Here is a 21,764-nt window from a genome sequence, read left to right on the forward strand (position 1 = left end):
CCTTCCGGCATTGCGTTTGCAACGCACGCGCGGCCATAATCATTGAGGGTTTGGGGACATCATGCTTCGGCTGCAATCGGCACTCGGCGTTTTCGCATTGCTATTGATCGCTTGGGTGCTGAGCGAGAATCGCCGCGCGGCCTCGGCTCGCCAAGCAGCGATCGGGCTTGTCGCAACCTTCGTCACCGCGGTCGTGCTCCTAAAGGTGCCCGTCGTCGCGCGCGCCTTCGGCGCCATCAACGACGCGGTCGGCGCGATCTCCGCGGCCTCGCGCGCCGGCTCCTCCTTCGTGTTCGGCTATGTCGGGGGCGGTCCCCTGCCCTTCGATCTGAAGGTGCCGGGCGCCGATTTCATCCTGGCGTTCCAGGCGCTGCCGATCGTGCTGGTCATGAGCGTGCTGACGACGCTCTTGTTCTATTGGCGCGTGCTGCCGCCGGTCGTGCGTGGCATGGCCTGGCTGCTGGAGCGGACGCTGGGCGTCGGCGGCGCGGTCGGGCTCTCGACCGCGGCCAACATCTTCCTCGGCATGGTCGAGGCGCCGCTGTTCGTGCGGCCGTATCTGGCGCAGATGACGCGCAGCGAATTGTTCCTGGTGATGACCGGCGGCATGGCCGGCATCGCCGGCACGGTGCTGGTGCTCTACGCGACGCTGCTGGCGCCGCTCATTCCCGATGCCGCCGCCCATTTCGTCATCGCCTCGGTGCTGGGTGCGCCGGCCGCGATCCTCGTCAGCCTGATCATGGTGCCGGAGACGTCAGACAAGCGCACCGGCGGCGCGCTGGAGGATCCCGAGATGGATGTCTCCGGCCCGATGGATGCGATCGTGAAGGGGACGAGCGCGGGGATCGAACTGCTGATCAACATCGTCGCCATGCTGCTGGTGCTGGTGGCGCTGGTCTATCTCGTCAATGCCATCCTCGGCCTGCTGCCAAACATCGGGGGCGCCGCGATCTCGTTGCAGCGCCTGCTGGGCCTCGTGATGGCGCCGGTGTGCTGGCTGATGGGATTGCCCTGGGACCAGGCGGTGACCGCCGGCAGCCTGATGGGCACCAAGACCGTGCTCAACGAGCTGATCGCCTATGTCGACTTCTCAAAACTGCCGCCCGATACGCTCGATCCGCGCTCGCGCCTGATCATGCTCTACGCAATGTGCGGCTTCGCCAATTTCGCCAGCCTCGGCATCATGATCGGCGGCTTAGGGGTGATGGCGCCGGAGCGGCGCGAGGAGATCAACGCGCTCGGGCTGAAGTCGATCGTGTCGGGGACGCTGACGACGTGTTTGATGGGCGCGGTGGTGGGGGTGTTGAGTTAGGCTCTCTCCACCGTCATTCCGGGGCGCCGCGAAGCGGCGAGCCCGGAATCCATCGGGCGTCAGCACATGCCGAGAAATGGATTCCGGGCTCGCGCTGCGCGCGCCCCGGAATGACATCAGGCCTTCAACTCCACCGTCCTGAACTCCGCCGGCAGGATCACCTCCAGCAGCTCCACGTCATCCGAATAATCCAGGATCATGTGCTTGATCTTCGGCGGCTGGGTCCAGGCGCTGCCTTCCTTCATCAAGGTCTCGCCCTGACCGTCCATGTAGGTCTTCACCCAGCCCTTGAGCACGTAGACCATCTGGAATTCGACGTCGTGGAAGTGCAGCTTCGACACCTCGTTCGGATCGCAGGGGCCTTGCAGGCGGATCACGTGGGCTTGCGCGAGGCCGTGGCTGGCTTCGGCGATGCCGAGGTCGCGATACTTGGCGTAGACGCGCAGGCCATCGGCCTTGAAGTCTTCCTCGCGGTGATGGCTGATGGCGATGCGCTGCTTGGGACGCGCGGGCTTTTTCGGAGCGGCCTTCGCCGGTGTCGTGCGCGCCTTCGCCTTCACCGCCTTGCGCGCCGAGGATCGTGCCACGGCCTTGGCTCCGCTCCGCTTCTTCACCGCGGCCTGGGCTGCACTGCGCGATTTTGTTTTCTTGGCCATGGGCCGCCTCCCTGTTGTTATAGGCGGAGGCTAGCACAGAACGAGATATCGTAGGGTGGGCAAAGCGAAAGCGTGCCCACCATTGCCAGATGCAATCGTGGAGAGATGGTAGGCACGGCGCGAGCGCGCCTTTGCCCACTCTACGATGCCGGCGCGCTGTTCAATGCAGCCGGAACACGCCATCCACGGCGCGCAGCTCGGCCGGCTTGATCAGCTTGGAATGCGCGACGGTCACCGAATGGAGCGGACCGTCGAGCTTCTCCTGCCAGAACGCCAGGAAATCCTTCAGCGCCGGAAATTTCGGAAACATGTCGTAGTTCTGCCAGACGTAGGTCTGGAGAAGCGAGGGATGATCGGGCATCCGATAGAGAATTTGCGCCGTCGTCAGCCCGTAACCCAAAAGCTGTTTCCGGAAATCTTCGGAAACGCCCCCACTCCGCAAGCCCATGCCAACCTCCTTTGCAGGAGCGCATTCAAGGGGCGGCTTGGTCGGTGTGCGCCTTACGAGCCACCCGGTACTGATGCGCTCACATGAGAGAAATGTGACGCAAACTGACAATCCATCTCAAGCCTAAAAGTTTAACAAGCTGTTGAAATTCAATGCTTTAGCAGCAGAGGCGGCTCCGTGCTAATACGGTCACCGGGCGGGTTAACGATGGTAAAGAGATTCTGGCACCCGGGCCTTCAGAGTGCCGATTTTTCTGCTAGAAGCCCTTGCCCCCGCAAAATTCCTGTCCTATTTCAGCCTCGCCTGTGCTAGCACTCGCTGGCACAGACTGCTAACGCCAAAAAATTCCCATACCGTGCAACTACTTAGGAGGACTGCATGAAATTCCGTCCGCTTCACGACCGCGTCGTGGTCAAGCGTATCGACGCAGAAGAGAAGACCGCCGGCGGCATCATCATCCCCGACACTGCCAAGGAAAAGCCCTCGCAGGGCGAAGTCGTCGCCGTCGGCCCCGGTGGCCGCGACGAAGCTGGCAAGCTGATCCCGATCGACCTGAAGGTCGGCGACCGCGTGCTGTTCGGCAAGTGGTCCGGCACTGAAGTCAAGATCGACAACGTCGACCTGCTGATCATGAAGGAAAGCGACATCATGGGCGTCCTCGACGTCCCCGCTTCCAAGAAGAAGGCGGCCTAAGAGCCCCCTCTCCCCACCAGCTAAACACCTAAGGAAAAATCCAGATGTCAGCTAAAGAAGTCAAATTCGGCGTCGATGCACGCGACAAGATGCTGCGTGGCGTCGACATCCTCGCCAACGCCGTCAAGGTGACGCTCGGCCCCAAGGGCCGCAACGTCGTCCTCGACAAGTCGTTCGGCGCTCCCCGCATCACCAAGGACGGCGTCACCGTCGCCAAGGAGATCGAGCTCGACGACAAGTTCGAGAACATGGGCGCGCAGATGGTGCGCGAAGTCGCCTCCAAGTCGGCTGACGCGGCCGGCGACGGCACCACCACCGCAACCGTGCTCGCGGCTGCGATCGTTCGTGAAGGCGCAAAGTCGGTTGCCGCCGGCATGAACCCGATGGACCTGAAGCGTGGTATCGACCTGGCCGTGGAAGCCGTGGTCGCCGACCTCGTCAAGAACTCCAAGAAGGTCACCTCGAACGACGAGATCGCCCAGGTCGGCACCATCTCGGCCAACGGCGATGCGGAGATCGGCAAGTTCCTCTCCGACGCCATGAAGAAGGTCGGCAACGAGGGTGTCATCACCGTCGAGGAAGCCAAGTCGCTCGAGACCGAGCTCGACGTCGTCGAGGGCATGCAGTTCGACCGCGGCTACATCTCGCCCTACTTCGTCACCAACGCCGACAAGATGCGCGTTGAGATGGACGACGCCTACATCCTCATCAACGAGAAGAAGCTCTCCTCGCTGAACGAGCTGCTGCCGCTGCTCGAGGCCGTGGTGCAGACCGGCAAGCCGCTGGTCATCGTCGCCGAGGACGTCGAAGGCGAAGCGCTTGCGACCCTCGTCGTGAACCGTCTGCGCGGTGGTCTGAAGGTCGCGGCCGTCAAGGCTCCGGGCTTCGGCGATCGCCGCAAGGCCATGCTGCAGGACATCGCGATCCTGACCGGCGGCCAGGCGATCTCGGAAGATCTCGGCATCAAGCTCGAGAACGTCACGCTCAACATGCTCGGTCGCGCCAAGAAGGTGATGATCGACAAGGAGAACACCACGATCGTCAACGGCGCCGGCAAGAAGGCCGACATCGAGGCGCGCGTGGCCCAGATCAAGGCGCAGATCGAGGAGACCACCTCGGACTACGACCGTGAGAAACTCCAGGAGCGTCTCGCCAAGCTCGCAGGCGGCGTCGCGGTGATCCGCGTCGGCGGCGCGACCGAGGTCGAGGTGAAGGAGCGCAAGGATCGCGTTGATGACGCGATGCATGCGACCCGCGCGGCGGTCGAGGAAGGCATCGTCCCGGGCGGCGGCGTCGCCCTGCTCCGTGCCTCCGAGCAGCTCAAGGGTCTGCGCACCAAGAACGACGACCAGAAGACCGGCGTCGAGATCGTGCGCAAGGCGCTGTCGGCTCCCGCTCGCCAGATCGCGATCAACGCCGGTGAAGACGGTTCGGTGATCGTCGGCAAGATCCTGGAGAACAAGACCTACGCTTACGGCTTCGACTCCCAGACCGGCGAGTACGTCAACCTGGTCACCAAGGGCATCATCGACCCGACCAAGGTGGTCCGTACCGCGATCCAGAACGCAGCCTCGGTTGCCGCGCTCCTGATCACCACGGAAGCCATGGTCGCCGAACTGCCCAAGAAGGGCGGCGCCGGTCCGGCGATGCCCCCGGGCGGCGGCATGGGCGGCATGGACTTCTAAGGTCCAACCACCTCAAGAACTACGAAACCCCGGCAGCGATGCCGGGGTTTTTGTTTTGGGCAAACTCTCTACCCCCGTCATTCCGGGGCGCGCGGAGCGCGAGCCCGGAATGACGGGGCCCCTCACCAGACCTTCCCCAGCCGCTCCATGTGCGGCTCGCCGTCTTCATCGAGCGACCAGAAGATCCGGGTCACCCGCCCGACGAGGTTGTCCATCGGAATGAAACCCATCGTTGCCATCACGCGGCTGTCGCTCGAGTTGTCGCGGTTGTCGCCCAGCACGAAGAAATGGCCGGGCGGCACGGTGTAGACATTGGTGTTGTCGTAGTAGCCGTTCTCGACGCAGTCGTAGGTGATGTAGGAATTGCCATTGGGCAGCGTCTCGCGCCAGCGCTTAACCTTGACGCTGCCATCCAGACCGCAGGCGGTGCCGGCGAGCCCGTTTGCGAGCGCGACGCGCGTCACCGGCCTGTCATTGAGGACAAGCTGTCCCTGCCGCATCTGGATGCGGTCGCCGGGCAGCCCGACCACGCGCTTGACGTAGTCGACCGAGGTGTCCTTTGGCGCGCGAAACACGACGACGTCACCGTGCTCGGGCTCGGCAGCAAAGACACGGCCCGAGATCCAGGACGGCGCGAAAGGGAAGGAATAGCGACCGTAGCCATAAGCATATTTGGCGGCAAAGACGTAGTCGCCGACCATCAGCGTCGGTGCCATCGAACCCGACGGGATGTTGAACGGCTGATACAGGAAGAAGCGAAACAGGAACGGCGGCGACCACAGCACCGGGATCAACAGGATCAGGACGACGATCGCTTTCCATTCCCGCGGCCGGGCCGTAGGGCGGATCGTTTGCTGAAGAGTGGTCATTCGCTTGCCATGATCGAGATTGTGGTCGTCACCGTGAGATTACGCAACCTTCGCGCGCGTGCAATACCCACGCATGGTTTTGGTCGCACGGGCGCGCGCACGCGTTCATCGCAAGCGTCGACAATGGAAATGTGAAGGGCCGCCCGTGGGCGGCCCTTCTGCTTCATGCGCTCTCGGGCGCCTTCAGGCGCACGAGCCGGGTCAGGAGGGCATCGAGGCCCTCGCCGTTGCCGGCATGGAGGTCGATGCGGCCGACCTTCTCGACCAGCCGCTCCAGCGACTCCAGCTCCTTGAGCCGCAGCAGCAGGGGGTTCTCCTCCATCAGGCGGGCGGTGTTCAGGAGCGAACGCGTCGCCGCGGTCTCCTCCTGCCGGCGGATCAGGTTCGCCTTCGCGACCCGCTCCGCCTCCACCACCTTGTTCACCAGCTCTCGGATCTCGCCGGGCAGGATCACGTCCTTGACGCCGAGCTCGGTCACCTCCACGCCGGACTCCGCGACGCGTGCCCGCACATAGTCGCGCAGCTCCGCATCCAGCGCCGCCTTCGCAGACAGCACCTCGTCCAGCGTCCGGCCCGCCACCGCCTCGCGGATCGCGAACTGCACCAGGCGGTACAGCCACGCATCCACGTCGGGCACGGTCGCAACCGTGCGCTCGGGATCGACGATCCTGCGGAACGCCGTCAGCGTCACCCGCAGCGCGATGCGATCCTTGGTCAGCATCTCCTGCGCGGTGATCTCGACCGCCTGGGGCCGCAGGTCGAGGCGCTTCACCTCGATCTTGCGGCCGACGGTCCAGAAGGCGTGCCGGCCGGGCGCAAGCCGCTCCACGAGCCGGCCCTCGACATAGAGCAGGCCCGCCTCGTGGTTCTCGACCACCGCTTCCATCACGACGGTCGAGCGGTTGCGCTCGATCATGGTCAGGTGCCGCGCGCCAACCCGGGGATCGGCGGACACATCGATGCGCTCGACATCGATGCGGGTCGCGACCTTCCAGTAGACGCGCACCTGCCAGGGCGTCATCAGATGCACGGGCCGACCGTCGAGGCTGACGATGGCGATCTCGTCCGCCTTGGTCTCGATCGCCTCGAACAGCTCAGCGGCGAGATCAGGCCGCGCGGCCTTCAGCACCGCGTAGCGATCCGCGGAGAATTCGCTGCGCACCACGTCGAGCACCTCGGCCTTCAGCTCGTGCAGGGGATCGAACAGGCGATGCTTGCCGGGCGCGAGCACACGCACGAGCTGTCCGTTGCGCGTGAGCAACGCGCGCTCGCCATCCTTCACCGTCACGTTCAGCATCAGCAAATGCCAGGTCTCTTTAGATGTCATGGCACGCCTCCTTCGTTTGTGCCCGGCCGGATGCCGGACAACAGGTTTCGTTCGCAAAGGACGTGAGGACGCGGACGACGCTTCCCGGGAAATCGGCGGGCCGGGGCTTGAGCTTGCGCGATGACGGGCGCACGCGCGCGATCGCTCGACGCGTGTCGAGCGGTCATGCGGAGCCACCCGGCATCAGCGCAAGCGGTATCGACCCGCGGCGCAAAGCCGGTCTCACAGTGTCTAGGTTCGGACGGAATGCCTTTCGGCAAAACGGCCGGACTGCGACTGAAGCGCGCGTCCGGTCCTCGTCAGAGGTATCAGCTTTTCAGGCTGAAACGGAGCGCTGGAGCGGGATTCGAACCCGCGACAGGATGAGTAACAGTCATCTGCTCTACCAAACTGAGCTATCCTTTGTGCAAGAGACCGGAATCGAACCGATGCCTTCGGGTGTTCAGCCCGACGCTCTCCATGAGCTACGTCCTGCGTTTGCCCTTCATTCGGCGGAACACGAAACCGCAGAGCGGCCCGCGCCAGTCGGGATATCAGAGAGCCCGAACCCATGGCCTAGCGAAGGAGGGCGCTAATAGACGAAGCACGTTCGGGTTGCAAGGGGGAAAGCCAAGATTTTTCGTCACGCACTCCGCACTGTGACGCGATGATCACAATGCTATGTGACGTCAACCGCGCGACGTTTCCTGAAAACACGCCCTCACCCAGTCGATCGTGACACGCGTCGCGGGATCGCGCTTGAGATGGTTCTGCACCAGCAGCCAGGCGTCGCGCCGCTTCGGCAGCAGCGTGGCGCGCAGGCGGCGATCGCCGAGCAAGTCCGCGCAAACATACTCCGGCAACACGCCGGCGGCCCGATGCGCGCGGATCAGGTTACGGATGACGCGAACGTTGTCGGTGACGCAGCGCGCACGGGCTTGCTTCATGCGCAGGAATTGCATCTCGGGAATGGCACCGAGTTCGTCCGGATAGGCGCACAGCACCGGCTCGCCCTCGGTCGCAACAGGCTCGAAATAGTAAATGCGGATCTCGCCGAGCCTGGAGATCGCGAAGTCACCCTTGTCGGGTTTGCGCAGCCGGATGGCGAGATCGGCTTCCCAACGCGAGAACTTGACGTTCTCGCTCGAGGTGAGGAATTGCAGCGTCAGGCCGGGATTGGCGCGCAGGAAGTCGCTCGCGCGCGGCGACAGCACCTCCTCGGCGAACGTGTTGGTGGAGGCGATGCGCAGGCGTCCCACCGGACCGGCCAGGCTCGCGCCGACGCGACCGATCTCGGCGGCATGTGCGGCCATCGCCTCGACATGCGCCAGCACCGCCTCGCAACTCCGCGTCGGCCTGCGGACGCCGTCGGCGGCCTCGAACAGACGCAAACCGAGCGCACGCTCGATGCGCGACAGCCTGCGCCCGACCGTCGTCTCGTCAATGCGCAGCCGCGCGCTGGCGCCCGCATAGGTGCCCTCGTCCCTGACGGCAGCGATGATGCGCAGATCGTCCCAGTTCATTGCGCAAGGTTATACCGGCCGGGAGCAGCCTGCAATATCGCAGCCACCCGCTGCAATATCCCTGCATATCGGCAGGCATTCCCGGGGCTATGTTTGTGCAGCCTTTTGCCCCGGAGATTTACAGACCATGACGACCGCAAAGACCCTGCTGCAGCTCGCCGGTGCCGATCTAAACCCGCCGCGTCTTGGCGACGCCGCGCTGGTGCTGATCGATATCCAGAACGAATATCTCGCAGGTCCCCTCGCTTTGCCCGACGCCCGGCCTGCGATCGCGCGGGCGGCTGCGCTCCTGGCACGGGCACGCGAGAGCGGAGCCGCGATCATCCATATCGCCCATCGCGGCAAGGCCGGCAGCCTGTTCGATCGCGGCGCCGACCGCGGCGCCATCGTCGCCGAGCTGAGCCCCCGTGCCGGCGAGCTGGTGATCGAGAAGGAGTTGCCGAATGCGTTTGCCGGCACTGATCTGCAGGCGCGCCTTGCCGCAACCGACAGGAAGAACATCGTACTGGCCGGCTTCATGACGCATATGTGCGTCAGCTCCACCGCCCGTGCCGCGCTCGACCTCGGCTTTCGCACGACTGTTGACGCCGATGCCTGCGCCACGCGCGACCTGCCCGACGGCCGCGGCGGCACGCTGGACGCCCGGACCATCCACGAGGTTGCACTCGCCGAGCTATCCGACCGCTTCGCGATCATCGCGCGCGGCGATGCGCTGAAATAACGGAGCAACGCGATGCTGCAGCTCTATTTCTCGCCGATGGCCTGCTCGCTTGCGAGCCGCGTCGCGCTGATGGAAGCCGGCCTCGATGCGCGCTATCATCTGGTGCATCTCCGGACCAAGACGGTCGCGGACGACGACGGCGATTTCCGCGGCGTGTCGCCAAAGGGCGCGGTGCCGGTCCTGGTGCTGGAGAACGGCGACCGGCTGACCGAAAGCGCGGCGGTGCTGCAATACATCGCCGATGTGAAGCCGGAGGCGGGCCTCGCGCCCCGGTTCGGCGATCCCGACCGCTACCGCCTGCAGGAATGGCTGAGCTTCATCGGCGCCGAGATCCACAAGGCATTCCTGTTTCCGACCTTCTGGTACAAGGACGACGGCTCGCTCGCCAAGCCGCGTGCGAGGATCACGCAGACCCTGTCGGTGCCATCAGCACATCTCGCGGACCGCGAATTCCTCGTCGGTGACCGTTTCACCGTGGCGGATGCCCACCTCGCCTGGGCCTTGCTGCTGCTCCGTCCCGCGGGCGTCGACATCGCGCAATGGCCAAGCCTGTCGGCCTATCTTGCGCGCATGCAGGCGCGGCCCACCGTGCGGGAGGCGATTGCGACCGAGATGGAGCTACGCAAGACGGTGGCGGCAAACCCGGCGTGACAGGATGTCACGGTCGCCAGATCTGACGGGTCCACAGCGAGGGCATTGATACCAACGCGGCATGCGCTAATCTGGTGGGATATTTTTCGATATTTCCCTGGAAGGCATTCATGCGTGCTCCTTCTGGAATTTTGCGTCATTTGTTCCTGCCCCTCCTCGCCCTCTGGCTGAGCCTTGCCCCCGCATCGGCGGACACGCGGGTCGCGCTGGTGATCGGCAACGGCGCTTATGTCTCTACGGCGCAGCTACCCAACCCGTCGCACGATGCCGAAGACGTCGCAGCCTCGCTCAAGCGCAGCGGTTTCGAGGTGTTCCAGGGTATCGACCTGCGCCAGGCCGACATGCAGGACCTGACCATCCGCTTCGCGCGCGCCGCCAGCCGCGCTGACGTCGCGATGTTCTATTACAGCGGCCATGCGATGCAGTACAACGGCGTGAACTATCTAATGCCTGTCGACGCCGTGCTGACGGATGAAGCAGACCTCAAGCGCTTCGTGCGGGTCGACGACATCGTGAACGATCTGCAGCAGGCCAAGAATTTGCGCATCCTCGTGCTCGATTCCTGCCGCGACAATCCGCTGGCCGAAACCTTGAAGCGCTCTGCCGGCTCGACCCGCGCCGCCTCGATCGGACGTGGCCTGTCGAAAGTCGAGGCACCGCGCGGCACGATCGTGTCGTTCTCGACGCAATCAGGGCAGGTCGCCGCCGACGGCACCGGCCGCAACAGCCCCTACACGACCGCGTTCCTCAAGCACATCGAGGAGCCGCAGGAAATCGGCGACGTCTTTCGCGACATCAGCAGCGACGTCTATGATTCCAGCGGCAAGACCCAGCTGCCGGAGCTCTCGCTGTCGATCATCGGCAAGTTCTATCTGAACGGGCCTGTGTCGGTCACGGTCGCGCCGGCGGCCCCCCAGGCTGCACCGAAGGCCGATCCCTGCGCGGCCGCCGAGGCGCACTGGAAGGCTGCAGAGGGCATCGGCACGCTGGGTGCCTTTGAGGATCATCTCGCGAGATTCCCGAACTGCATCTTCGCCACCCTCGCCAAGGCACGCATCGAGGGCCTGAAGCAGAAAGTGGCGGTCGCGCCGAGCGGTAACGCGAGAACCACCGGCAGCAAGGATTTCGACGGCAGTTGGGACGTGACGTTGAACTGCCCGGCTTCCGGCAAGGCGCAGGGCTTCACCAGGCCCCTGGTCGCCACCGTGACCAATGGCGTGTTTCACGCCGAGGTGCAGGGTCCGGGCGGTGTCAATCGGCTGGAGATCGACGGCCAGATCCCGCAGGACGGCAAGACGACCTTGAGCGCACGTGGCACGACCGGGGCGAGCACCTACACACTCAACAACCTCGCACCCGGCTCGCCTTACGCCTTCACGGTCGACGCGCAGTTCGATCGCACCCGAGGCAGCGGCAAGCGCAACGAGGCGCGGGCCTGCAACCTGGTTTTCGTCAAGCGCTAAGCCGCGCGATGATCGCGCGGCATAGCATGCAACGCCCGCTCACACGCCCGTCTGGCTGATGAACTTGGTGTTGAAGTAGCCTTCCATCGCCTCTGTGCCGCCTTCCGAGCCATAGCCGGAATCCTTGATTCCGCCGAACGGCACTTCGGGCAGCGCCAGACCAAAGCTGTTGATCGACATCATGCCGGCCTCGACCGCCGAGCCGATCGCAGCCGCCGTCTTGGCCGAGCTGGTGAAGGCGTAGGAGGCAAGACCAAAGGGCAGCCGGTTCGCCTCCTCGACCACGTCGTCGAATGTCGAGAAGCGGGAGATCAGCGCGAGCGGGCCGAACGGCTCCTCGTTCATCGCGCGCGCATCCTTCGGCACATCGCTCACCACGGTCGGCTCGAAGAAATGGCCCTTGTTGCCGACGCGCTTGCCGCCGGTCTCGAGCCTGGCGCCCTTGCCGACGGCATCCTGCACCATGCCTTCGATGGCGGTGACGCGGCGCGGATTGGCGAGCGAACCCATTTTGGACTCGGGATCGAGGCCATCGCCGACCTTGAACGCCTTGGCGCTGTCGACGAATGTGTCGACGAATTCGCGGAACACATCGTCCTGCACCAGCATCCGCGTCGGCGAGATGCAGACCTGGCCGGCGTTGCGATATTTCGCGGCCGCCAGAATCTTCGCGGCCGAGGTGACGTCGGCGTCGTTGAACACGATCGCCGGCGCATGGCCGCCGAGCTCCATGGTGGCGCGCTTCATGTGCAGGCCCGCAAGCGCATTGAGCTGCTTGCCGACATGGGTCGAGCCGGTGAAGGAGATTTTCCGGATCACCGGATGCGGGATCAGATATTCGGAGATATCCGACGGCACGCCGTAGACGAGGTTGATGACGCCATCGGGCACGCCCGCATCCGCAAACGCACGGATGAGCTGCGCGGGCGAAGCTGGCGTCTCCTCCGGCGCCTTGACGATGATCGAGCAGCCGGCAGCGAGTGCTGCGGAAAGCTTGCGCACGACCTGGTTGATCGGGAAATTCCACGGCGTGAACGCGGCGACCGGGCCGACCGGCTCCTTCATCGCGATCTGGTAGATGCCGGGGCCGCGCGCGGGGATCAGACGGCCATAGGCGCGCTTGGCCTCTTCCGCGAACCACTCGATCACGTCAGCGGCGGCCATTGCCTCCATCCTGGCCTCGCCCAGCGTCTTGCCCTGCTCCATCGTCAGCAGCGGCGCGATCTCGTCATTGCGCTCGCGCATGAGCGCGGCGGCCTTGCGCATGATCCGGCAGCGCTCGAAGGGGGCAACGTTACGCCAGACCTTGAAGCCGGCGGAAGCGGCGGCGAGCGCCTCGTCGAGATCGGATTGGCCGGCATGCGCGACGGTGCCGATCACCTCCTCGGTCGCGGGATTGCGCACCTCGATCACTTTGCCCGAATGGGCCGGGCGCCATTTGCCGGCAATGAAAAGCTGCGTGTTCGAATAGGTCAAGGGAGTCTCCTTTTAAGTCGATCTTTGACAAATCGCGTCCGCCGCCTTTGTCATGTCCGGCCCGAGATAAGAGCGGCAGCGGGGATCGGCGACGAGAGCGCGGAAATCCGCCATGGGCGTGACGCCGCCACCTGCCACGAACAGGAAGCGTCCTGCGATCTCGGCGAGGATGTCGAGGTGCCAGCTGGCTGTCGGATGCATGCAGAGGATGACCAGCCTGCCCTCGTCGCGCAGCTTGCGGAAGAAATCGAGCATGAAGCCGATATAGCCGTCCTGCAGGTTGAACTGCGGTTCGTCGAACAGATGAACCAGCGGCGTTTTTGTCGGCGACGGCGCCAGCAAGGCGGACGGAATGCGCTTGCGGAACCGCCTGACCTGATAGGACTGGTGATAGTGGATCGCGAGCCGGTCGCGCTCGCGGTATTTGACGCCATGGATATCGGTGCCCGCGACCAGCACGCGGCCCGAGGTCGGCGCGTTGGAACCGGTCATCATCTCGAACAATGTCGTCTTGCCGGCGCCGTTCGGCCCGACCACGCCGACGATACCCGGCTCCTCCAGCGACAGGTTTGCCTGAAGCGTGAACGTCGGACGGCGGATGACGCGGCCCCGTGTATAGACCTTGCGGATATCATCGAGAACGAGCAGCGGTGCGGCCACTTATTGTACTCCCAGCAAGCGCTGACGAAGCGCGCGATCATCGCGCAAGGCGGCGGCCTCGCCGGTCCAGACGATCCGGCCACGGTCGATCACCGCGGCGTGGTCTGCGACCGACAGCGCGATCTCCGCATTCTGTTCCACGACCAGCGAGGCGATCCCCTCCTCTTTCATGCGCAAAATGGTCGCGAGCACGTCGCCGACGATCTTTGGCGCAAGACCCTGGCTCGGCTCGTCGAACAGGACCAGTCCCGGCGAGCCGACCAGCGCGCGCGCAATAGCGACCATCTGCATCTCGCCGCCCGACAGGTTCTCGCAGTCACGCTCCATGAGATATTCGAGTGGCGAGAAGATCGCGGCCGCCTCCTTGACGCTCCAATTGCGGAAGCGCGTGCGCTTCTGCGCGATCGTGAGGTTGCGCGCCACCGACAAGGTCGGGCACAGCCGCCGGTCGTCGGGCACCCAGCCGATGCCGGCGCGCGCGATCTCGTGGGTCGGATCGCGCGTCACGTCATGCCCGTCGAAACGAACGGCGCCGCGGCGCGGTCGGGTCAGCCCGAGAATCGAACGGAGCATGGTGGTCTTGCCGGCGCCGTTGGGCCCGAGCAGTGCAAACACCTTGGCGTGCTCGATAGCGAGCGAGGCGCCGAACAGCGCCTGGGTCTCGCCGTAGAAGGTATCGACCCCATCCACTTCGAGGATCATGCGAACTTCCCGAGATTGGAACGACGCACCCATTCGTTCTGCTGCAGCTCGTGCGGCGTGCCGCGCGCTACCACCTGGCCCCAATGGATGACCGAGATGCGATCGGCGAGCGAGAACAGGAACTCCATGTCGTGCTCGATGGCGACGATGGTCAGCCGGCCCTTCAGGCGCGCCACCAGAGCGGCCAGCCGCTGCACGCCGTCGGAGCCGAGGCCGGAGGTCGGCTCGTCCAGGCACAGCACGCGCGGGGCCTGCGCCAGCGCGACCGCGATCTCCAGCGCGCGGCGGTCCCCATAGGACAGGTCCTTGGCGCGGATATCGCCCTTGTCGGCAAGCCCCACCGCAGCAAGCGCTTCGGACGCCTGCTCGGCAAACCTGCGGTCTCCAGCCGCCGCCCGCGCGATATCGAGGCCGCGGGCGCGAAACGCGGGCAAGCCCATCATGACGTTGTCGCGGGCGGAGAATTCGTCGAACAGGGTCATGATCTGAAACGACCGGGCGATGCCCTTGGCGGCGATGCGGTGCGGGCTCAATCCCGTGACATCCTCGCCGCCGAGCAGGACTCGGCCGCGGCTCGGTTTCACCCGGCCGGTGAGGACGTTGAAGAAGGTGGTCTTGCCCGCGCCGTTCGGGCCCATCACTCCGTGAAACTCGCCCTCGGCAACCGCGAGATCGACGCTTTCCAGCACGACGCGATCGCCGAAGCGAACGTGCACACCCGCGGCCTCGATCATGCTCATCGCCCGCCCCCGACCAGCAGTCGCATCGCGGACGTGCCGCGCCGCCGCAACGCGTTGAGTGAATGCTGCTGCACGGCGGCCGAGAGCGCGCCCGCGATGCCTTCCGGGCGGAACAGCACGATCGCAATGAACAGCAGACCGAAATAGAGCATCCAGGCATTGGTCAGGGCGCCGATCACGTCGCGCGCGGTGAGGAAGAGAAACACGCCGATCACCGGCCCCCAGAAGCTGACGAGCCCGCCACCGACCAGCGTCATCATCACGACGTAGCCGGATTGATGCAGGCTCATGACGTCAGGGAATGCGGCGAGCTGCGCCATCGCGAACAGTCCGCCGGCAAAGCCGGACACGGCCGCCGACAGCGCAAAGACCGACGCCTTGTAGAGCCACACGTTATAGCCGAGATGGGCGGCGCGAACCTCGCTCTGCCTGATCGCAGCGACCACGCGGCCATAGGGCGAATGCACCAGCCGCCACAAGACGGCAGTACCGACCGCGAACACGGCGAGCACGAAATAGTAGAACGCGACATTGTCGGTGAGATCGAACGACACCAGCCCGAAATCGGCCGGCAGCCGCTTGATCTTGAGAAGCCCATCCTCACCGCCGGTGATGCGGTGCGACTTGATCGCCAGCGTCCAGAAGATCTGGCCGAACGCGATGGTCATGAAGGCATAATAGATGCCGCGCCGGTGCGAGATGAACAGCGCCACCAGCACGCCGGCAAGCCCCGCGACCACGGCCGCGGCAGCGAGACAGATCCAGAGATTGGCGACAATGTCGAGCTGGCACAGCCCGAACGCATAGGCGCCAATGCCGAAATAGGCGCCATGTCCGAACGAGGGAAGTCCGGCCGTGCCCAGCACCAGGTTGAACGCAAGCGCATAGAGCGACCAGATCAGGATCTCGATCCCGAGATAAGGATAGAGCCCGATCCGCGTGATCCACAGCGGCACCGTTGCAAGCACGAGCCAGAGCACCAGCATCGTCGGCGTGACGAGGCGCGCAGCGTCGGATGACGATTTTGATCCCACAATCATTCCCTAGGCCTCGAGCACGCTCTTCTTGCCCCACAGGCCGCGCGCACGGAACGTCACGACGGCAACGAGCAGGATGTACATCGACAACAGCGACCATTCGGACGCGTAAGCGCCGGCAAGGCCAACACAGAGTCCGACCAGCAACCCCGCCACGACCGCGCCCCAAAAGCTGCCGACGCCGCCGAGCACGATCACCAGGAAGGCGGGGATGACGGCATCGACGCCCATATGCGGACGAATGCCCCAGATCGGCGCGACGATGATGCCCGCGATCGCGGCCAGCATCGTGCCGAACACGAACACCAGCAGCCGCAATCGCGACAGGTTGATGCCGAGCGCGCGGACGATCTCGCTGTCATGGGCACCGGCCTTGACGGTTGCGCCGAATGAAGTCTTTTCGATCAACAGCCAGACCAGGCCGATGATTCCGGCCGCGATGCCCGCCGCGTAGAAGCGATAAGTCGACCAGATCAGATCGCCGAACAGGAAGCCGCCGTTGATGGCGGACGGAACCTGCAGCACATAGTCCCGCGTCCCCCAGACAAGGCGGATCAGCTCCTCGATCACCATCGCCGCGCCGAAGGTCAGGAGCAGTCCGTATAGCGGATCCTTGCCGTAGGTCCGCCGCATGCAGAGCTCGATCAGCATGCCGACGAGGCTCACGATCACGGGCGCGATCACGAGCGTCGCGGCATAGCGCCAGCCCAGCGGCAGCGCGAGCCACACTTTCGCAAGATCGGCCGGCAATGGCGGGCGCGGTCCGGTGAGCTGCATGGCGACATACGCGCCGAGCGCGAACAGGGACCCATGCGCAAGGTTGATCTGCTCCATCAGCCCGACAATGAGCATGAAGCCGAGCGCGATCAGCGCGAACAACAGGCCAAGCGTCAGGCCATTCAGGAGATGCGGAAGAAGGTCGAACAAGGTTTTGACTCTCGCAACTGGCATTGCTCCCCCAAGCCCTCGAAGGCCCGGGCTGCGGCGCGCGACATACGCGCCGCTCGTTCCACGACGCGAAGCACCGTCTCTAGGAATCGACGGTCGGCACCTGCTCGTAGGGCGTGAGCTTGCACTTGCCGGGTGCTGCGTCATCGGCGGCCGATTTGGGCTCCGTCCAACTGATGATCTCGAAGAGATCGGTGTTGTCTGCCGGCTTGGCGTTGCGCCGCGCCAGATAGATCGTCTGCTGCATCTGATGCGTCATGGGATCCATGTACGCGTCGAAATGCTGCATGCGGTCGGTCGCCGAGACCTTGAGGTTCTCGATCTCCTTGATGATCTTGACGTTGTTGGTCGACCCTGCCCGCTCGATCGCACGGAGCAATTCGCGCGTCGACATGTAGCCGTTGTAGGAGACGTTGCCGGGCACCGGGATCGGGCCGTCCTTGTTGGCGGCCTGCCATTTCCTAACGAACTCGGCAACGCCAGGCAGCTGCAGCTTGTGATACCAGGTGGTGCCGAACACGCCGAACAGGCTGTCGGGCGCGCCCCAGACATCGGGCCAGTCCTGCTGGTTGTTGATCCAGGCCGGCTTGCCGTCGAGCTTGAGCTGCGCGACCTGCTCGCGCAGTGCCTTGATGTCGTCGCCGCCGATCGCAGTCGCCACCACGTCGGGTTTTGCCTGCTGGATCTTGAGGAGGTAGGCGGTGAAGTCGCGGGTGTTCTGCGGCACCAGCAGATTGTCGATGATCTTGCCGCCGGCAGCCTCGACCTGCGTCTTGGTTGCGGCAGACGTCGTGTGGCCCCAGACGTAGTCATTGGTCAGCAGCATCCAGTTCTTGCCGATGGAATCGACCGCGTTCTTGACCGATGCCTTGGAAAAATTGGTGCCGTTGCCGTCCCAGACGAATTTCACGCGCGAGCAGTTCTCTCCGGCTTCGCTCGGCGCGGAGGAATTGGTGTTCATGTAGATCACGCCGTATTTGCTGGCGACCTGGGTGATGGCGTTGGCAACGCCGGAATGCAGCGCGCCGATCAGGATGGTGCAGTCCTCGCGGGTGATGAAGCGTTCGGCGACGCGGCTGCCGGTGGCCGGCGTCGTCTCGGTATCCGCGGTGATGAACGAGACCTGGCGGCCGAGCACGCCGCCTTTGGCGTTGAACTCGTCGATCGCCATCTTGATGCCGCGGAAATCATCCTGGCCGCTGTTGCCGTATTGGCCGCTGGCGTCGCAGGTCAGGCCGAGCTTGATCGGCTTGGCGCCTTGCGCCCACGCGTGATTCTCTTTCCACGGCCCAAAGAAGCTGCCGGTGCCGCCGATGACGCTGGCCATCAAGCTGCCCTTCAGAACGCTTCGCCGTGAGATCTGACGCCCTCTCATCGTTTCCTCCCGTTTTCGAAGTCTTTTGCTTTTTTCTGCCATTAGAATATTCATTCCATTTGTTATGTAAAGTAGAATATTTGATCCAAACGGTGAAATGCCGTTAAACAGGCGACCGATCCGGAGACCCGAGACGATGAACAAGGCACAAGGCGCGATGAGCTACGACGAGCTGCGCGGCGCCATTGCGCAGCGGCACCGGGCGCTATCCGGCCGGCTGCAGCAGATCGCGGAGTTCGTGCTCGATCACCCGACCGATGTCGCGCTCGGCACCGTGGCCGAGGTGGCGCAGCGCTCGGGCGTACCGCCCTCGGCGATCGTTCGCTTCGCCCATGCGCTCGGCTTTGGTGGCTTCACCGAGATGCAGCAGGTGTTCCGCTCCCGCCTCGTCGCCGGCGTCGCGCCGAGCTACAAGGCGCGGCTCGCGCGCATGAAGAGCGAGGAGAAATCGGTGCTCGGCCGCCAGCCGGCCGCGGTGCTGTCGCGCTTCGTCTCGGAAGCGCAATCGTCGCTGGTGACGCTGAGCCAGTCCGTGCATGCGCGCGAGCTCGACGCCGCCACCGCGATCCTCGCCAAGGCGCGCGACATCTATCTGCTCGGCCTCGGCGGCTCGTTTCCGGTTGCGACCCACCTCGCCTACGTGCTGCGCAAGCTCGGACGTCGCGTCGTCCTGCTCGACGGCACGGGCGGCAGCATCCACGAGCAGTCGCATGCCGCAACCACGGAGGACGCGCTGGTCGCGATCAGCTTCCGGAACTACTATCCGGATACGGCGCGGCTGTTTCCCGAACTCGTTGCGCGCGGCGTGCCCACGATTTCCATCACCGACAGCCTCCTGAGCCCGATCGTCGAAGGCGCGAGCGTCGTGTTCGAGATCCAGGACATGCCCGAGCCGGCGCTGCGTACGCTGGTCGCACCGATGTGCCTCGTGCAGGCGATGGCGATCGGGCTCGATCTCGCGGCGGACTGACATTTCATAACAGGAGAAGATCATGGCTGCACATGACGGGAAAGTATTGTCAGGACAGGTGGCGCTGGTGACCGGCGCGGGACGCGGGCTCGGACGCGCCTTTGCAGAGAAGCTCGCCGCGCTCGGCGCCGATGTCGCCATCCACGGCATGCGCGAGAACGGGCCGGCGGAATATGGCGAGGGCACCACCCTCACCGCGGTCGCCGCAGAGATCGGCCAGCAATTCGGCGTCCGCAGCCAGCGCGTGCTCGGCGATCTCACCAGGGGCGAGGACATCGCGCGCGTGATTGCAGAGACCGAGGCCGCCCTCGGCCCGATCGACATTCTCGTGCACAATGCCGGCGGCGACATCGCAGCTGCCGGTGGCAAGCCCGACCCGAACGACGCGGTGAACATCAAGGAGGCCGATGTGCGCGCGGTGCTGGAGCGCAATCTGCTCTCGACCATCCTGACCTGCCAGGCGGTCGCGAAGGGAATGATGGAGCGACGGCGCGGCCGCATCGTCACGCTCGGTTCGGTCGCCGCGTTCAAGGGCCGCACCCAGGGGTCGATCTATGCGGTGTCGAAGGCCGGCGTGACCCACTACACGCGATGCCTGGCCGACCAGCTCCGCGCATACGACATCGCCGTCAACTGCATCGCGCCCGGCGATACCCGCACCGGCCGTTTCCTCGGCACGCGCGCGGTGGACCCCGACAGGATGGTCGAGACCGGCACGCTCGACCGCATCGCGACCGTCGATGAGGTCGCGCGCGTCGTCGAGTTCTTTGCAGGTCCCATGGGCGCCTTCGTCTCGGGCCAGGTGCTCAGGATCGACGGCGGCGGACAATGCTGGCCAGGCTAAAGCAGAAAAGAAAAGGGCCGCTGCAAGCGGCCCTTTGAGATCATCGCGAATTGACTGAGCTCACTCGACCCGCGACAGCACCGCGAGCTTGCGGATGCCCTTGTTACGGTAGGCGTCGAGGAACGCGTAATAGTCCTTGAACGACACACAGCCGTTGGAATCGCCGTTCGGCCCGAGCATGAAAGTGTGGGCGAGCAGGCCGTCGCGGCCGTAGATCGCGCTCTCGCCGCCGATCGGGGTCAGGCGCAGCGCGGGCACACCATGGAACAGCGCTTCGCGCGGCTTCAGCATGTAGATGTGCGGCGGCGTCACGCCGCGCATGCGGACACGCGAGGAGCGCGGATCGTCGAGATTGGAGCCGAGGCCGGAATGCGCCTCGAGCTTGGTACCGTCGGGCAGGTAAACCATCTTGGCGGTGATGTCGTAGACCGCCGTGTCCCGCTCATAGGGCGCCGAACCGCCGAGCATGGGGTTCTGCTCCCTCGGCGCGATGGACGCGGTCACGCTGGCATCGGCCGAGGCATAGGCCAGCAGCCCGCCGGACGGCTCGCGCTTGCCCCAGAGCTTCTCGACCATCGACTGGCGCGGCCCGGTGATCGACATCACCGCGGCCTTGGCGCGATCGGCAAACGATTTCGGCTTCGCCTCGGGCGCCGGCACGATCTCGGCCGGATCGGCCGAAGCCAGCTGCATCTGCGCATCCGGCGCACGCTTGGCCTTGTCCGCAGACTTGTCAGCAATCTTGGCCGGCGCCGCCGGCTTCAGCGCGTCCGCGACCTTCGCGATCACGCTCTGCTTGGGGGCGTCCTTCGACGCTTCCTTGGCGACGGCGACCTGGGTTGCGGGCGCGGCGCTCGCGTTCGACGCAACGCCCTGGGTCGCAGCCGCGGCAAAGCGCTCGTTGAACATCTCGCGCGAGATCGGGGCTGCGACCTGGAGCCGGTCGGGCAGCAGCGCAAAGGTGTCCCTGATGGCCTCGCCGGCCTCACGCAGCGCCACCCTGGGCGCGCGCTTGATCACGGGCTCGTCGTAGCCAATGCTGCCGACGGTCGGATAGACGCTGGCGCCGAGGACGTTGCTGTAGATGGTCCAGCCGGCGCCCATCACGACGCAGCCGATCGCCGTGGCGCCCAGCCAATTGGTGGTGGTCATTTTCCGGGAAGGCTTCCGAAGAGAATTCTTGGACTTCCGTGCCGCGTTACTCTGCGCAGCGATACTCGTACTCATTCGCCTTGCGTCCAGGACGGTGTCACTCAGTCCCCCTTCGAAGTGCCGCTGGTCACGATCCGGGAACAGCATCTCGCAGGAGGTCGGAGCGTCATTAAGGCGACTTTTAGTTAAATGCAGATTAAGTTCGGGCAGATGTGAGGCACCGCGTTAACGCTGTCCCATTTCGAGAAAAAAGTCCGCAGAACTACGGACTTAGCAGCATCTGTTAACTATAATTCTCGGCCGGTTCGGCGCGTCCGACGGACGTCACAGGCCGCCCCTCTAAGGCCATCCAACCAAGTCGTTTTCGTGGTCTTCAATACCCGGACAATAGCGGGGAAGCGTTGCGCGAGGCTGGTGCGCGCTGCCCTCTCCAGCCGGTGTCAGCAGGGTGGCGGCAGAGCCCGTCCCACACACACATCGCGCACAGAGTGCTCACGCGGCACGGCGCCCTGACTGAAAGTTGATCGCGTCGG

The 21,764-nt window shown here is 64.7% G+C and carries 21 protein-coding genes and 2 tRNA genes; 8 read left to right on the top strand and 15 right to left on the bottom strand.

Annotated features, from left to right (window positions below):
* Positions 1–61 precede the first annotated feature (61 nt).
* The gene (locus IVB46_RS03350) at positions 62–1,312 is read left to right on the top strand and encodes a nucleoside transporter C-terminal domain-containing protein (RefSeq protein ID WP_247309470.1); all 1,251 of its coding nucleotides are present in this window, start codon (positions 62–64) and stop codon (positions 1,310–1,312) included.
* A gap of 116 nt (positions 1,313–1,428) precedes the next feature.
* Here the strand turns inward: IVB46_RS03350 and IVB46_RS03355 are convergent, their stop codons facing one another.
* Both IVB46_RS03355 and IVB46_RS03360 read right to left on the bottom strand, forming a co-directional pair.
* Entirely contained in the window at positions 1,429–1,968 is a 540-nt protein-coding gene (locus IVB46_RS03355; RefSeq protein WP_166091685.1) for a cupin domain-containing protein, read from the bottom strand.
* Between the two features lie 160 nt (positions 1,969–2,128).
* Positions 2,129–2,416: an usg protein gene (locus IVB46_RS03360; protein WP_014494242.1), complete on the bottom strand. Its 288-nt coding sequence runs from the start codon at positions 2,414–2,416 to the stop codon at positions 2,129–2,131.
* Between the two features lie 378 nt (positions 2,417–2,794).
* On the opposite strand from IVB46_RS03360, the gene IVB46_RS03365 reads away from it, so the two are divergent.
* Together IVB46_RS03365 and groL are read left to right on the top strand one after the other, a co-directional pair.
* Entirely contained in the window at positions 2,795–3,109 is a 315-nt protein-coding gene (locus tag IVB46_RS03365) for a co-chaperone GroES (protein ID WP_008139213.1), read from the top strand.
* Between the two features lie 44 nt (positions 3,110–3,153).
* A complete protein-coding gene (gene groL / locus IVB46_RS03370; protein ID WP_071912538.1) occupies positions 3,154–4,794 on the top strand; it encodes a chaperonin GroEL in 1,641 nt (546 codons plus the stop codon).
* Positions 4,795–4,916: 122 nt separating this feature from the next.
* On the opposite strand, the gene lepB is transcribed toward groL, so the two are convergent.
* The 5 genes from lepB to IVB46_RS03395 form a co-directional block, all read right to left on the bottom strand.
* Complete coding sequence (gene lepB, locus IVB46_RS03375; RefSeq protein ID WP_247309468.1) at positions 4,917–5,663, bottom strand: signal peptidase I; 747 nt, start codon at positions 5,661–5,663, stop codon at positions 4,917–4,919.
* A gap of 163 nt (positions 5,664–5,826) precedes the next feature.
* Entirely contained in the window at positions 5,827–6,990 is a 1,164-nt protein-coding gene (locus tag IVB46_RS03380; RefSeq protein ID WP_247309466.1) for a slipin family protein, read from the bottom strand.
* A 335-nt stretch (positions 6,991–7,325) separates the two neighbouring features.
* A tRNA-Asn gene (locus IVB46_RS03385) sits at positions 7,326–7,391 on the bottom strand.
* A 4-nt stretch (positions 7,392–7,395) separates the two neighbouring features.
* Positions 7,396–7,465 (bottom strand) — tRNA-Phe (locus IVB46_RS03390).
* Positions 7,466–7,658: 193 nt separating this feature from the next.
* Positions 7,659–8,492 (bottom strand): LysR family transcriptional regulator, encoded by an 834-nt coding sequence (locus IVB46_RS03395; protein WP_071912531.1) that lies wholly within the window; start codon positions 8,490–8,492, stop codon positions 7,659–7,661.
* A gap of 127 nt (positions 8,493–8,619) precedes the next feature.
* Here IVB46_RS03395 and IVB46_RS03400 point away from each other — a divergent pair, with 127 nt between their 5' ends.
* The 3 genes from IVB46_RS03400 (at position 8,620) to IVB46_RS03410 (ending at position 11,327) form a co-directional block, all read left to right on the top strand.
* Positions 8,620–9,213 carry a cysteine hydrolase family protein gene (locus IVB46_RS03400; protein ID WP_028158500.1) on the top strand — a complete coding sequence of 198 codons (594 nt, stop codon included), beginning with the start codon at positions 8,620–8,622 and terminating at the stop codon, positions 9,211–9,213.
* A 12-nt stretch (positions 9,214–9,225) separates the two neighbouring features.
* A complete protein-coding gene (locus IVB46_RS03405) occupies positions 9,226–9,864 on the top strand; it encodes a glutathione binding-like protein (protein WP_247309464.1) in 639 nt (212 codons plus the stop codon).
* A 110-nt stretch (positions 9,865–9,974) separates the two neighbouring features.
* Positions 9,975–11,327, top strand: coding sequence for a caspase family protein (locus IVB46_RS03410; RefSeq protein WP_247309462.1), 1,353 nt, complete (start codon positions 9,975–9,977; stop codon positions 11,325–11,327).
* A gap of 39 nt (positions 11,328–11,366) precedes the next feature.
* On the opposite strand, the gene IVB46_RS03415 is transcribed toward IVB46_RS03410, so the two are convergent.
* The 7 genes from IVB46_RS03415 to IVB46_RS03445 all read right to left on the bottom strand — a co-directional run bounded on the left by IVB46_RS03415 (position 11,367) and on the right by IVB46_RS03445 (position 18,265).
* A complete protein-coding gene (locus tag IVB46_RS03415; RefSeq protein WP_247309460.1) occupies positions 11,367–12,803 on the bottom strand; it encodes an NAD-dependent succinate-semialdehyde dehydrogenase in 1,437 nt (478 codons plus the stop codon).
* 12 nt (positions 12,804–12,815) lie between these two features.
* Positions 12,816–13,463, bottom strand: coding sequence for an ATP-binding cassette domain-containing protein (locus tag IVB46_RS03420; protein ID WP_247309458.1), 648 nt, complete (start codon positions 13,461–13,463; stop codon positions 12,816–12,818).
* A complete protein-coding gene (locus IVB46_RS03425) occupies positions 13,464–14,165 on the bottom strand; it encodes an ABC transporter ATP-binding protein (protein WP_247309456.1) in 702 nt (233 codons plus the stop codon).
* Entirely contained in the window at positions 14,162–14,905 is a 744-nt protein-coding gene (locus tag IVB46_RS03430) for an ABC transporter ATP-binding protein (protein WP_071912517.1), read from the bottom strand. Before IVB46_RS03430 ends, IVB46_RS03425 begins: the two co-directional genes overlap by 4 nt.
* A complete protein-coding gene (locus IVB46_RS03435; RefSeq protein WP_247309454.1) occupies positions 14,902–15,945 on the bottom strand; it encodes a branched-chain amino acid ABC transporter permease in 1,044 nt (347 codons plus the stop codon). The genes IVB46_RS03430 and IVB46_RS03435 overlap by 4 nt, the downstream gene beginning before the upstream one ends.
* A 3-nt stretch (positions 15,946–15,948) precedes the next feature.
* Positions 15,949–16,869, bottom strand: coding sequence for a branched-chain amino acid ABC transporter permease (locus IVB46_RS03440; protein ID WP_166091617.1), 921 nt, complete (start codon positions 16,867–16,869; stop codon positions 15,949–15,951).
* Between the two features lie 103 nt (positions 16,870–16,972).
* Positions 16,973–18,265 carry an ABC transporter substrate-binding protein gene (locus IVB46_RS03445; protein ID WP_247309452.1) on the bottom strand — a complete coding sequence of 431 codons (1,293 nt, stop codon included), beginning with the start codon at positions 18,263–18,265 and terminating at the stop codon, positions 16,973–16,975.
* A 136-nt stretch (positions 18,266–18,401) separates the two neighbouring features.
* Here IVB46_RS03445 and IVB46_RS03450 point away from each other — a divergent pair, with 136 nt between their 5' ends.
* Together IVB46_RS03450 and IVB46_RS03455 are read left to right on the top strand one after the other, a co-directional pair.
* On the top strand, positions 18,402–19,235 hold the full coding sequence (locus tag IVB46_RS03450) for a MurR/RpiR family transcriptional regulator (protein ID WP_071912511.1): 834 nt from the start codon (positions 18,402–18,404) through the stop codon (positions 19,233–19,235).
* A gap of 22 nt (positions 19,236–19,257) precedes the next feature.
* On the top strand, positions 19,258–20,079 hold the full coding sequence (locus tag IVB46_RS03455) for an SDR family NAD(P)-dependent oxidoreductase (RefSeq protein ID WP_071912509.1): 822 nt from the start codon (positions 19,258–19,260) through the stop codon (positions 20,077–20,079).
* A 60-nt stretch (positions 20,080–20,139) separates the two neighbouring features.
* Here the strand turns inward: IVB46_RS03455 and IVB46_RS03460 are convergent, their stop codons facing one another.
* Positions 20,140–21,231 (bottom strand): DUF2778 domain-containing protein, encoded by a 1,092-nt coding sequence (locus IVB46_RS03460; RefSeq protein WP_247309450.1) that lies wholly within the window; start codon positions 21,229–21,231, stop codon positions 20,140–20,142.
* Positions 21,232–21,764: the final 533 nt, after the last annotated feature.

It is taken from the genome of Bradyrhizobium sp. 61, assembly GCF_023073075.1.
Classification (GTDB): Bacteria; Pseudomonadota; Alphaproteobacteria; order Rhizobiales; family Xanthobacteraceae; genus Bradyrhizobium; species Bradyrhizobium barranii.